General features: G+C 41.0%; 10 protein-coding genes and 1 pseudogene. 4 read left to right on the forward strand and 7 right to left on the reverse strand.

Features of this window, described 5'->3' with window-relative positions:
• Positions 1-5: 5 nt before the first annotated feature.
• The 3 genes from esaA to FFV08_11570 all read right to left on the reverse strand — a co-directional run bounded on the left by esaA (position 6) and on the right by FFV08_11570 (position 4,879).
• Entirely contained in the window at positions 6-2,909 is a 2,904-nt protein-coding gene (gene esaA, locus FFV08_11560; protein QLB53155.1) for a type VII secretion protein EsaA, read from the reverse strand.
• A 234-nt stretch (positions 2,910-3,143) separates the two neighbouring features.
• Positions 3,144-3,431 (reverse strand): WXG100 family type VII secretion target, encoded by a 288-nt coding sequence (locus tag FFV08_11565; protein QLB53156.1) that lies wholly within the window; start codon positions 3,429-3,431, stop codon positions 3,144-3,146.
• A 167-nt stretch (positions 3,432-3,598) separates the two neighbouring features.
• Complete coding sequence (locus FFV08_11570) at positions 3,599-4,879, reverse strand: histidine--tRNA ligase (protein QLB53157.1); 1,281 nt, start codon at positions 4,877-4,879, stop codon at positions 3,599-3,601.
• A 180-nt stretch (positions 4,880-5,059) separates the two neighbouring features.
• On the opposite strand from FFV08_11570, the gene FFV08_11575 reads away from it, so the two are divergent.
• Positions 5,060-5,401 (forward strand): metal-sulfur cluster assembly factor, encoded by a 342-nt coding sequence (locus FFV08_11575; protein QLB53158.1) that lies wholly within the window; start codon positions 5,060-5,062, stop codon positions 5,399-5,401.
• A gap of 212 nt (positions 5,402-5,613) precedes the next feature.
• Here FFV08_11575 and ilvD read toward each other — a convergent pair whose 3' ends face one another.
• A complete protein-coding gene (gene ilvD / locus FFV08_11580) occupies positions 5,614-7,317 on the reverse strand; it encodes a dihydroxy-acid dehydratase (protein ID QLB53159.1) in 1,704 nt (567 codons plus the stop codon).
• Between the two features lie 289 nt (positions 7,318-7,606).
• Here ilvD and rpmF point away from each other — a divergent pair, with 289 nt between their 5' ends.
• From rpmF to FFV08_11595, 3 genes and pseudogenes are all read left to right on the forward strand, one after another.
• A complete protein-coding gene (rpmF, locus tag FFV08_11585; protein ID QLB53160.1) occupies positions 7,607-7,789 on the forward strand; it encodes a 50S ribosomal protein L32 in 183 nt (60 codons plus the stop codon).
• Between the two features lie 15 nt (positions 7,790-7,804).
• Entirely contained in the window at positions 7,805-7,954 is a 150-nt protein-coding gene (gene rpmG, locus FFV08_11590; GenBank protein ID QLB53161.1) for a 50S ribosomal protein L33, read from the forward strand.
• A 381-nt stretch (positions 7,955-8,335) separates the two neighbouring features.
• Positions 8,336-9,270 (forward strand): annotated as a pseudogene (locus FFV08_11595) (IS30 family transposase).
• A 111-nt stretch (positions 9,271-9,381) separates the two neighbouring features.
• Here the strand turns inward: FFV08_11595 and FFV08_11600 are convergent.
• The 3 genes from FFV08_11600 to FFV08_11610 all read right to left on the reverse strand — a co-directional run bounded on the left by FFV08_11600 (position 9,382) and on the right by FFV08_11610 (position 12,565).
• Positions 9,382-9,987 carry a DUF1269 domain-containing protein gene (locus FFV08_11600; GenBank protein QLB53162.1) on the reverse strand — a complete coding sequence of 202 codons (606 nt, stop codon included), beginning with the start codon at positions 9,985-9,987 and terminating at the stop codon, positions 9,382-9,384.
• A 137-nt stretch (positions 9,988-10,124) separates the two neighbouring features.
• Positions 10,125-11,069 carry an IS30 family transposase gene (locus FFV08_11605; protein ID QLB53163.1) on the reverse strand — a complete coding sequence of 315 codons (945 nt, stop codon included), beginning with the start codon at positions 11,067-11,069 and terminating at the stop codon, positions 10,125-10,127.
• Between the two features lie 641 nt (positions 11,070-11,710).
• On the reverse strand, positions 11,711-12,565 hold the full coding sequence (locus tag FFV08_11610; GenBank protein QLB53164.1) for an NAD-dependent epimerase/dehydratase family protein: 855 nt from the start codon (positions 12,563-12,565) through the stop codon (positions 11,711-11,713).
• Positions 12,566-12,578 lie beyond the last annotated feature (13 nt).

Genomic DNA, 12,578 nt, shown 5'->3' on the forward strand with positions numbered 1-12,578 from the left:
CTCTTCTAAACTTCCTCAGTTTTTAATGTTCTAGTCTTGATAAAGATATTAGCTGCAATCAGCAGAGCCAGCAAGACAACCAGACCAAAGATGGCAAAGAAGCCAGTGGTCTTGCCGTCAAAGTAACCTGACAGCATGCCTTCTAGCACAGACAAGGGGTTCAAACTCTTGATAAAGGCTGGGAAGCCAGTTAAGGTAGCCGTTGTACCAATAGCATTAGACAGGTAGACAAAGCTAATAATCATGAAGAAGGCTAAGGCCATACCCATCACGCGCAAGTGCTTGAGAATCAAATACTGCCCCTGAATCAAGACAAAGCTAGCAACCACAATCAACAAGACCCAAGACGGTACATATTCCTTGCCGATGTGAAGCTGCATACTGGAGACAATCCCAATAACTAGCCCAATCGTCAGAGACAGGAAGCCTAGAATGCCCACAGTCGTAATATCTGTATCTTGTAGTTTATTAAGTTTAAAGCGGTCTTTAACCTTGCGCACAATATTTTGCGTTGCAAAGAGATAGGCCGTAAAGAGACTGACAATCCCCAACAAGAGGATCCAAGTAAATGGACGGTATACATTGACAGTCGCTTTGATTGATGAAGAAGACTGAGCAACTGGATTCGATAAGAAGTCCAGCAATACTTCATTAGGAACACCATTCTCATAGGCATTATTAAGAACCTTGACAAAAGACTCCACAAAGTTGCCATTATCTTCCAATTCCTTATTGAATTGCCCCATCAAGCTTTCAGCATTTGCAGACAGTTTTTCGGTTGTCCCCTGCGCGTTTTCCAGCTCACGATTGAAACTGCTAAAGATTTGGTTGACACTATCTGCAGCTTGTACGTTAGTCTGAGATGACGACTTAACGCCAGAAGTCGAAGACAGCAAGGATGAGAATTCTGAATTCAGAGATGACAGATCAGCGTCGGTCTTATTCAGTGCATTAGTAGAAGTTTCCCGAGAAGTTGAGATGCCTTTCAATTTCTCTCGTACATCTTTGTAAAGATTGAGCTGTTTATCAATCTCAGTTGCGAGTTCTGAATTGGTCCCTTTGACGTCTTCTATCTTGTTTTTCAAGTTATTAATCGTTTCATCCAAGGTTTCTTTAACCCCTTGACTCTTACCATCGTTACTTTTAGACAAGCTATTTTGATAGCTATCTAGATTCGAATTAATAGCATTTATCAAAAGGGTAGATAGGGATTCAGACATATCTTTATTTTTTAACTCAACAAAAGAATTATAAGCCTGGATTAAAGACTCAGCTCGTTGGTAATTAGACGCAATCTCTTGAACCTTTGCTCCGTAGTCTGCAGCTGCTTTCTGCGCAGCCTGTACATTCACGGGTACGCTCGTAGCTGTAATGCCATTCAGAGAAATGTCAATGGAACTATCAACTGAGCTAGCTGCCGCAGCATTATCCACACTGAATTGAACAGTAAACTTAGCATTTTCAGCTAAAGTAATTTCCTGACCATTTGTTACAGGTTCACTATTGTAAGTAATAGTTTGAACCGTTACACCTGCTGGCGGTTGAACTGATACTGTAGCCTTGCTACCAGTCTGAGCATTGACCTGACCGCTGGCAGAACTAGCCGCTTGATCTGCAATCGCCGCAAGATTTGCTAAATCAGCAGCTCCATTTCCTTGCGGCGTTCCAAATTGCGAAATAGTAGAATAGTCAATTGCAGGGACTGACAATCCGTATTTGACCTCTGTTATTGGAGAAGCTGGCAAAGTTTTTACTGTTTCAGCTATTTGGGTTCTTAAGGATGCTTCATAGCTTGTTAAAGCATCTCCAAAAACTGCGCTAAGAGTAATAGGCTTGCCTTCTTCAACACCATAGTAGGTCCTTAATTTACTATCAACAAAGCCCTGAATCTGCTGTTTATGGACATCTAATTGACCACGTTCTGCTTCCAAGGCAGATTCCAAATCCGCTAATTGCTTACTGACATTATCAGCATCAACATCTTTTACTTCATCGGTTGGGCCAAGCTGTTTAGTGAAATCGTTTTGTGTTTCTTCTAACTTAGCGTAGAGTTTTTGAGTATCATTATGGACAACTTTTTCATCCATTTCCATCAGTTGCTTCATAAAAGCAGCATAGTTGATTTGATCATCCGCACGCTGTTTGAGAAGACTATCAAAATTCTTTCCATAAGTCGCCTGAGAGGTATCCAAGTCATCGAAAGCCTTAGCATAGCTTTCCAGAGTCGTCTTCAGAGAATTATTGGCTTCGACAGATGAGGCAGACATACTAACCAACGTTGGGAAGATATTCTTAGACCCGATAGCTGAGTCCAACAAGTTGGTACGATAATTGCCAATATTGGTAATTTGCACCTCTGAACTAGCCTGCACATTTTGCTGGGCTGTATAAAGATTGCTCAGGATGCTAGCCATATACATATCAACCAACTGACTATTCAAATCCGCGATAATATCCTTAGCTAGATTATTAGCTTCATTTTCAATCTGCTGATTTCCAGCAGCATTGACCTTATAAGTGACGATTGCCCGATCTGCGCTGATAGCATTGACATCTAGCACTTTCTCTGAAAAGTCACTTGGAATGGTCACAACCAGCTGGTATTTCCCATTTTCGAGACCAGTATCCGCAGCTCCACGCGTCACAATATACCAGTTCTGAGAGTCATCTCGTTCCAGATTCTTGACATAGCTAGCACCAAGATTGTACTCTTTCTTGTCAACCTTAACAGCCCGATCTTCATTTACGACTGCAACATTCAGTTTAGTCTTTTGATCCGTCTTAATCTTGCTGTCTTTAGCACTACTTGTATTCTTTTGCACTGCGACATTCAGCGTCACTACTGCAGCCAGCAAGGCGATAACTAAAACAACGTTTCCTATATACTTAAGTAATTTTTTATTTCCCATGGATGTAAATTTCTTTTTCTTTTTAATTTTTTTAGTTTATTGTTACATAAAAGAGCACACAGAAAGACACAAACAGCTCTAACAGTCTAATTCAGATATTGATTCAGATTGTCAGAGCTTGCCTTTACATTGCAGCGATTTTCTTATCAAACATGAAAGAAACTGCCATTTTTTCATTTTTAATCTTTATAAAAATAGGAAGGCTCTTGCCTTCCTAAAGCCGTTATAACAAAATTAGTGAATTTGTGCAGCGATATCTTGGTCAGTTTGCTCAACGATGTCAGCAACTTTAATCAACTGAGCATTGATATCTTGGAGCAATTGTGCAAATTCTTTGATTTTTGGAGACAATTCGTTGAATTGTGCTTCAAAGCTATCAAATGCAGAACCATCCCAGTTATCAGCAATAATTGCTTGTTCATTAGTCAATGTAGACAAAACTTGAGTTACATTTTCAGAACCTTCAGTGTATCTGTTTGCAGATGTACGAAGTTCTTCTGGAGTCAATTTAATTTGTGCCATAGTTGTTTCTCCTTTAGCAAATTTATATAACGAGTACATTATATCAATAATCACTTTATGTTTCAAGCTTTTAAAGATATTTTTTTAGAAAACATATTGACATGTTGTCAACTAAATTCGTTCAAACACCTGATACTATACCGTTTTTGCCTGTTGGACTCAAGCCTTTAAAACCCCAATTTCTCAAAAATAAGCTGATAGTTTTCTTGGATTTGGTCTAAGCTAGCAGTAAGCTCCTCACGATTATGATTGTTCTTAACAGTCACCTGACCGCTCTCCACTTCGCTTTCACCCAAGGTGATAAGAGTTTTGGTCTTAAAGATATCAGCTGACTTAAACTGAGCCTTGAGCTTGCGGTCTAGATAATCCCGCTCTGCTGTAAATCCTTGTGCGCGGAGCGCCTGCACTAACTCCAATGCTCTGCCATTGGCACCTGCTCCTAAAACAGCTACATAAACATCCAGAGCGGTTTCAATCGGCAGCTCTACTCCTTGCTTATCAAGCACCAGAAGCAGGCGTTCTAAGCCCATACCAAAGCCAACACCTGGCGTCTCCGGACCACCAAAGTAAGCAACCAGCCCATCATAACGGCCACCAGCACAAATGGTCAGCTGACTGCCTGCCACCTCAGTTGTAAACTCGAAAATCGTATGATTATAGTAGTCCAATCCACGGACCATGTTGGTATTGATGACATAAGGAATCTGCAAGGTCTCCAGCATGGAGCGAACAGCCGCAAAGTAGGTACTGCTCTCCTCATCTAGATAGTCCAGAATAGACGGTGCACCCTCTACAGCCACCTTATCCTCAGGCTCTTTAGAATCCAGCACGCGCAGCGGATTCTCCTCCAAGCGGCGTTGGCTATCTGCTGATAGGCTAGCCTTCAGCGGAGTCAGATAGTCAATCAAGGCCTGACGGTAAGCAGCTCTGCTCTCAGGATTTCCCAGCGAGTTAAGCTCCAAGCTGACATTAGTAATACCAATATCCTTGAAAAATTGAGCAGCCATGGCAATCATTTCTACATCTATAGCAGGATTGCTAGAGCCAAAGCACTCTGCTCCAATCTGATGAAACTCCCGCAGACGGCCAGCCTGAGGCCGCTCATAGCGGAACATAGAGCCCATATAGTAGACTTTGACAGGCTTTTGCACTTCAGGAGCAAAAAGTTTATTCTCTACATAAGAACGCACCACGGGCGCTGTCCCCTCTGGACGCAGCGTGATGTGGCGGTCGCCCTTGTCATAGAAGTCATACATTTCCTTGGTCACAATGTCTGTCGTATCCCCGACCGAGCGGCTAATGACTTCATAGTGCTCAAAAATCGGCGTGCGGATTTCGCCGTAATTGTATTTTTTAAATGTCTTGCGGGCAAAGTCTTCTACATACTGCCACTTGGCTGATTCTTGAGGAAGAATGTCCTGAGTTCCTTTAGGTTTTTGTAATTTCATCTTCTGACCTCCGCCTTCTTTAGTACTTATATTCTATCATAAGTCCGCCATTTTGAGGAGTCTGAAAGGGATTTTTCATTTGGAAGAACTAAATCCGTTTTCATATTCCAAAATAGCTTGAAAAAAAATCTGAATTGTGAGAAAATAAAAACAATTTAACTGAGATAGAAAGGGATAGCCATGAGAGACGATATCAAAATCAATGACCGAGCAGCTGCCATTCAGGATAAATTGGTGGAGAAGCTCGAGCGTATTTACGATCCGGATGTAGAGCTGGATGTCTATAACTTAGGGCTGATTTATGAAATTAACTTAGACGAAAACGGCCACTGCAAGGTTGTCATGACCTTTACCGATACAGCCTGCGACTGTGCTGAAAGCCTACCCATCGCCATCATGGACTCTCTTAAGAAAATTGAGGAGATTGAAAGTGCCTCTGTCGAGGTTACTTGGTCTCCTGCTTGGAAAATCACCCGTATCAGCCGTTTCGGCCGCATTGCCTTGGGGATCAGTCCTAGATAAGAAAGTGTTAAGTGCTTCTATATTAAAAATATCAAGAGTTTGGGACAAAAAGATTTCAATTTTTAAAAATCTTAATTATTAAGCCCTTCAAATCTATAATTAAATGCGAAAAGCGAACAAAGCAGAATTCTGATTACCAGAAAACTAGTTTTGTTCGCTTTTTATATTTGAGGTTGGACTTTTGTCCCAGCCTCTCTTTTGTCATATATAGGCTATTTCTTACCTGTTTCTTCTGGTTTCCAGAAGTCAGTAACAGCACCTTTAGCGGCAGAGGATACCATGTGAGCATATTTACCAAGTACCCCGCGACTATAAAGCGGTGGAATAGTCGTTTCTGCCTTACGTTTCGCCAGCTCTTCGTCAGAGACCGCCATAGAAATTTCCTTGGTATCTTGGTCAACCGTGACCATATCGCCTGTACGAAGATAGGCAATCGGACCACCATCCTGGGCTTCTGGAGCAATGTGTCCGACAACCAAGCCGTAAGTACCGCCTGAGAAGCGACCATCGGTCAGAAGGGCTACCTTGTCTCCTTGACCTTTCCCTACGATGATAGAAGAAAGTGACAGCATTTCTGGCATACCAGGGCCACCCTTTGGTCCAACGTAACGAACTACAACCACATCGCCATCGACCACTTCATCGGCTAGTACCGCATCAATAGCAGCTTCTTCTGAGTCAAAGACCTTAGCTGGTCCCACGTGACGGCGTACTTTAACACCAGAAACCTTAGCAACAGCACCATCTGGAGCCAGATTACCATGCAAGATGATAAGCGGACCGTCTGCACGTTTTGGATTTTCAAGCGGCATAATAACCTTTTGACCTGGTGTCAGATCAGCAAATTCTGCCAGATTCTCTGCCACCGTCTTACCTGTACAAGTAATACGGTCGCCATGCAGGAATCCGTTCGCCAATAGATACTTCATCACAGCCGGCACTCCACCGACCTCATAAAGGTCTTGGAAGACATACTGACCGGATGGTTTCAAGTCAGCCAAATGCGGCACCTTCTCTTGAATGACATTGAAGTCATCAAGCGTCAGCTCAACATTGGCCGCATGCGCCATGGCCAGCAAGTGCAGAGTAGCATTGGTCGAGCCACCCAGAGCCATGGTCACTGTGATTGCATCTTCAAAAGCTTCACGTGTCAAGATATCAGACGGCTTCAGCCCCATTTTCAGCATTTTCACAACAGCACGACCCGCCGCTTCGATATCCTCTTGCTTGTCCTTAGACTCAGCAGGGTGAGAAGAAGAACCTGGCAGACTCATGCCCAGAACTTCAATAGCCGTCGCCATGGTATTAGCCGTATACATACCGCCACAGCCACCAGGACCAGGGCAGGCATTACACTCAATGCGGCGCACTTCCTCAGCTGTCAAGTCACCATGGTTCCATTTCCCGATTCCTTCAAAGACAGAAACCAAGTCAATATCCTTGCCGTCCAGATTCCCCGGTGCAATTGTTCCGCCGTAGGCAAAGACAGCAGGAATATCCATGTTGGCAATGGCAATCATGGAGCCTGGCATATTTTTATCACAGCCCCCGATAGCTACAAAGGCATCCACGTTATGCCCGCCCATGGCAGCCTCAATGGAGTCTGCGATGATGTCGCGTGAGGTCAGAGAGAAGCGCATCCCTGGCGTTCCCATGGCAATCCCGTCCGCAACCGTAATAGTTCCGTACTGAACTGGCCAAGCGCCCTCTGCTTTGATGCCTTCCTTGGCCAGCTTGCCCAAGTCATGCAAATGGATGTTACAAGGTGTATTTTCCGCCCAAGTGGAAATCACCCCAACAATAGGCGTTTCAAAATCTTTATCAGTCATCCCCGTCGCGCGAAGCATGGCACGGTTAGGAGATTTAACCATGCTGTCATAAATCTTACTTCTGTGACGAATATCCTTATCTGTCATAGCTTTCCCTTTCATTACAGTAATCTTTGTGCTTTATTATACCACACTTAGGCTGTATTTTACAGAGGAAAATTTTTAAATTTTCAGAAGATTGGAAAAATATAGAGGCGAATTTGAAACTTTTTCCTATCAAGCAAAAAGAAGAAAACTAGAAGCTCAGGTTTTTCTCAAAAAGAAGAAAAAAATCTGTCAAGTAACTTTACTTTACAAAAAAGTTTTGTTATACTGTTAAAGTTGATGAAAATCATCAAATTGAATCGAATTCACAAACTAAAAGGAGAAACAAACAATGGCAGTACCTGCACGTCGCACTTCCAAAGCGAAGAAGAACAAACGCCGCACTCACTACAAAGTGACAGCTCCAACTGTAACTTTTGACGAAACTACTGGTGATTACTCACGCTCTCACCGTGTATCCCTTAAAGGATACTACAAGGGCCGTAAGATTGCCAAAGCTGCTGCAGCAGAATAATAGAAGGGAGCTACCATGCGCGTAAATATCACACTTGAACACAAAGAATCTGGTGAACGCTTGTACCTTACTTCTAAAAACAAACGCAACACACCAGACCGTCTTCAATTGAAGAAATACTCACCAAAACTTCGCAAGCACGTTGTGTTTACAGAGGTTAAATAGGGATTCACTACACGTCACTAGACTTTAGGAATCTTGATTTAAAGCGATTTTTGAAATTCTAAATTTCACTACATTGCAATATAAATCAACCGAATCACTACCTTTTTTGAAATAAGAATAATGATTCGGATATTTAAAAGAAGAGGAACTTTAGTGTGAAGCTCCTCTTTTTGTTATTTGTTCTTTTACTTACAAATCGTAAGATCTGGTTTGATAAGACTTCATTTTAGAAAAGTCTAAGTAGGCTCTATATCAATCTCTAGCAAGTATCAACCACTTTTTTATTTGATAAATTGTAAAATATAGTGCAACAAAAAACTCATAGCGTTTCATTGGTGTAAACTGTAAGTAACCACACTGACCAGAACACAGGAGAAATCTATGAGCTACTCCCATCTTACCATAACTGACAGAATAAAGATAGAAACCTACTTGAAATTAGCTTTGAAACCTTGCCAAATTGCAAGTAAACTTGGCGTCCATAAGTCTACCATTTCAAGAGAGTTAAGACGATGCCAAAATGGTTATTCCGCTACCTTAGCACAGGAACAGTATGACCTCAGGGCTAGACAAAAAGGTCGGAAGTCTCGTTTGACACCAAAGTTGAAAAAGGAAATTGAGAACGGTTTAAAATCCTCCTGGTCGCCTGAACAGATTTGTGGCCGCTATCAGCTTGAACAAAGGCCTATGGTAGTTTTTAAAACCATCTATAACTGGCTCTATGCTGGTTTGATTAATCTGGATTTGAGCGTCCTTCGTCGTAAAGGAAAAACTCGACAACCCAAAGAAACACGTGGGACATTTAGGATTGGCACGTCAATGCCAAACGTCCTAAAGAGGTCCGGAATCGTGAAACTTTTGGTCACTGGGAACTTGATACTGTGGTGTCTTCCAGAGGCAAAAGCAAGGGGTGTCTAGCGACCTTTCTAGAGAGAAAAACTCGTTTTTACTTAGCTTTCAAGATACCAAACAGAACAGCCAAATCCATGTTTTCAGCCATCGAGCAACTTTGTAAGCTATTTCCAAAAGAGGCTCTTAAAACCTTCACTTCAGACAGGGGAAAAGAGTTTGCCTGCTATCCTCTGGTAGAAAACTTAGGAATTTCCTTTTTCTTTGCGGATGCCTATTCATCCTGGCAGAGAGGAAGCAATGAAAATGCAAATGGCTTACTAAGAGAATATTTCCCAAAGAAAACAGATTTAGCCGCTATCTCTGATGAGGCTTTGAACAAGGCTTTATATGAGATCAATCACCGACCACGAAAATGTTTAGCTTACAGAACCGCTTGTGAAGCTCTAGAGGATGAGTTCAAGTAAATGTTGCACTTATTCTTGCAATTTATCATTAATTTAAACCATTTATTTAAATAGCTTAATAGTAAAGATTTTCAAAAATCGAAATCTTTTTACCTCAGACTCTTCAGTCTGTTAATTTTTTTTCGAAAATTTCTCTTTAATATTAGCTTTCAATTTATCAAATTTTTCACGACGAGCTTCTTTTTTATCCGCAATTAAGCGAGCTTTAGCTTGATGCTCTAAATCTTCTTGAATTTTGAGAGCTGACTCTATTTCTGCCGCAACAGTAGCGACATCCCACCTAGCAATGTGAACCTGATACTTTTCAAAAATAGCATTTAAAACAGATTCATCAATTTCTTGTACAAGTGCAATAATAGCTACTTCGCCATTAGTCAACTTTTTACTAACGGTTGTAATTAATGCCGAATTAATCAATTCTTTGTCTGAACCAACGGAGGCGCCAATTGCTCCACCAGCAGCAAAACCAAAGAGAACACCTAGTGGTCCACCTAAAATTCCGATTAAACTACCAATTAATCCGCCTTCGAAATAATCATCTCCTAGGGAATTCATCAAATCAAAGCTATCTTTGACGTTAACAACACCATTTTCAGCTTTTACAATTGAAGCCTGAGCTAATTTTGTATTTTCAGTTTGACTAAATTGTTTTAATTCTGAAAAGGCCTGAAAGGCTTCACTTTCAATATGAAAAATTGAGATAACAACATTTTCCATGGGCTTACACTCCTTTATTACTTTATAGAGATAGAATAAAATGTCCTATAATGTTCTATATTGTATAATAGTACAAAATACTACTACACAAGGTGAATTATAGCATACAGTAATCTTTTATGTGCTAAATTGTCAAATTAAGTTAGACTTTTCAAGTAACTCAGAAAAACTTGGTATGGTGTTTGATAATTTAAAGATTTCCTAGGAATTCTATTTCTTTTATCAGCGATAGCTGATAAATAATTTTGAGAAATAGCAGTAAAATCCATTTGTTTCGGTAATCCATTTCGTCTTAATAAGCCATTAGAATGTTCATTGAGGCCTCTTTGACCAGGACAGCCTGGATCCGCAAAGAAAATATCAATGTCATGCGCATTCGAAATAGACTTCCAATTAGAAAATTCTTTCCCACAATCAAAAGTTATCGACTTAAAGAGATGGCTGGGGACTTGAGACAACCATTGATTGATGGAAACCTCAATATCACTTGCTTTCCGTCCATTAGTTTTCAGTGTGATGATGGCTTTTGAGAGGCGTTCTACCAAAGTAATAACCGCACTTTTGTGTTTCTCGCCAACAATGGTATCCCCTTCTAGATGACCAAATTCTGTCTTAAAATTAGGATAAATGGCTGCTCTCTCACGTAAATCTCTGCGAAACGCTTGTTTTCCTCGTTTTTCGCTATGACCATTTGGTTTTCTTTTGCCTTTCCAAGGGAGATCCTCTTTCTTTAGAATACCACGGTCTGCTAGTCGATAGAGAGTTCTCATAGAACAAGAAATCCTATCTGGATAAGCTCCCTTAATGACATCAAGGCTCCAGCTTAGATTTAAATGAGTTTGGATAAAATCTTTTTCTGCTTGTGTAAGCCTTGTTTTATTCCTGCCACAGCGTTTCTTATTGATTTTATATCGGTTATAGTAATCATAAGCAGAGTGCCCCTCTTTCAGATAGTTGATGACATTGTAGATGGTCTGTTTTGATCTTCCAAGAGCTTTTAGAATATCTGTAACTTTTATACCTTCTTTGTAGTAAGCCTCTATCATTACAAGCTCGTTTGTGGTAAGATGTGTATAGGTCATTTATGTTAGTTCCTTTCAGACAAATGTGGTGTTTATCTGAGCCTAACATAGATGGCTTTTTCTGTCTAGCTTAATTTTACAAATTGGGTGTAATATACAATATTATACAAAAAGATTAAAATTTTATTACGAAACTTATATTCTATAAATTAGGCAATTTTAAAATTTTGATTAAAAAGAAAGATTTAGATAGAGCTGTTGGTAGAGGTATTGTAAAATAAGTTGTGTAAACACAAAAAGGAATAAATCCATTATAGTAGAGTTGCAAAACATTACTAGAAAGAGATTTATTCCTATGACACAGTTTACTTTCAATTATAGTATATAATTGGGGAAAACATAGATCAACTGTTCATTTCAAAGCAAAATGAGTCTGGGACAAAAGTCCAACCTCAAATATAAAAAGCGAACAAAACTAGTTTTCTGGTAATCAGAATTCTGCTTCGTTCGCTTTTCGCATTTAATTATAGATTTGAAGGGCTTAATAATTAAGATTTTTAAAAATTGAAATCCTTTTGTCCCAAACTCCCCTTCCTAAATTTCTTCATCAACACTATTTGACAAAGAGCCATATAAAAAAGACAAACATCAAAATCGATGTTTGTCTTCATTCTGAGACAGACGCAAGTCTGTCTTGACTTTTATAGCAATTCTTTAATGGCAGTTACTAGGTCAGTTTGTGGGCGACCGAGCAGGTTTTCCAAGTCGCTGTCAGCAATATCCAATTGACCATCTGCGATGTCTGCTTGGATGGCTGAGAGGACAAAGATAGCTTCCTTAGGAAGTCCAGCTTTAGCCAAGCCTTTTTTGTAGTCTTCGAGGCTAACGGAGAGGACTTGGAAGTCTTTACCAGTCGCTGCCTGAGCAGCCTTAGCAAAGTCAGCATAGGTCACAGCTTTTCCAGCCAATTCATAGACTTGGTAGCCGTCAAAGTCTTGCGTTAGTGCATGCGCTGCCGCTTCAGCGTAGTCACGGCGAGCTGCCCAACCAACCTTGCCTTTTCCACCAGCGTGGACAAAGGGCTGACCGGCGAGAGCTGCACGAACAGTTTCTATTTCATTTTCTACGTACCAGTTGTTGCGCAGGACCTTGACATTGAGACCAGAAGCCTGGAGGGCAATTTCAGTGGCCTTGTGGTCAGGGGCTAGAACCGCTGCGGAAGTATCCGCACGGGTTATACTGGTGTAGACAATGTTTTTGACGCCAGCCATCTTGGCTGCAGCGATAACATTTTGATGCTGTACTTCACGAGGGGTGGCTTGACCTGGGGCACCAGAAACAAACATCAGTGTCTCAATCTCAGCAAAGGCATTTTCTAAGACTGACTGATCAGAGTAATCTCCAATCCGCACATCATAGCCTGCTTCCTTAAACACTTGCCCTTTTTCTGCAGAACGGACTAAAACGGCAATGTCTGAAGCTGGTACAGATTTTGAAAGGTTTTCCAAGATGGCAGCACCGAGTCCACCTGTAACGCCTGTGATTAGCGTAGTCATTGTATTCCTCCTA

The sequence above is a fragment of the Streptococcus sanguinis genome (assembly GCA_013378335.1).
Taxonomy (GTDB): domain Bacteria; phylum Bacillota; class Bacilli; order Lactobacillales; family Streptococcaceae; genus Streptococcus; species Streptococcus sanguinis_I.

Bases quoted from the DNA above. Each gene is read 5' to 3' on its own strand.
- esaA (QLB53155.1), bottom strand. From the start codon at position 2,909: ATGGGAAATAAAAAATTACTTAAGTATATAGGAAACGTTGTTTTAGTT.
- FFV08_11565 (QLB53156.1), bottom strand. From the start codon at position 3,431: ATGGCACAAATTAAATTGACTCCAGAAGAACTTCGTACATCTGCAAAC.
- FFV08_11570 (QLB53157.1), bottom strand. From the start codon at position 4,879: ATGAAATTACAAAAACCTAAAGGAACTCAGGACATTCTTCCTCAAGAA.
- FFV08_11575 (QLB53158.1), top strand. From the start codon at position 5,060: ATGAGAGACGATATCAAAATCAATGACCGAGCAGCTGCCATTCAGGAT.
- ilvD (QLB53159.1), bottom strand. From the start codon at position 7,317: ATGACAGATAAGGATATTCGTCACAGAAGTAAGATTTATGACAGCATG.
- rpmF (QLB53160.1), top strand. From the start codon at position 7,607: ATGGCAGTACCTGCACGTCGCACTTCCAAAGCGAAGAAGAACAAACGC.
- rpmG (QLB53161.1), top strand. From the start codon at position 7,805: ATGCGCGTAAATATCACACTTGAACACAAAGAATCTGGTGAACGCTTG.
- FFV08_11600 (QLB53162.1), bottom strand. From the start codon at position 9,987: ATGGAAAATGTTGTTATCTCAATTTTTCATATTGAAAGTGAAGCCTTT.
- FFV08_11605 (QLB53163.1), bottom strand. From the start codon at position 11,069: ATGACCTATACACATCTTACCACAAACGAGCTTGTAATGATAGAGGCT.
- FFV08_11610 (QLB53164.1), bottom strand. From the start codon at position 12,565: ATGACTACGCTAATCACAGGCGTTACAGGTGGACTCGGTGCTGCCATC.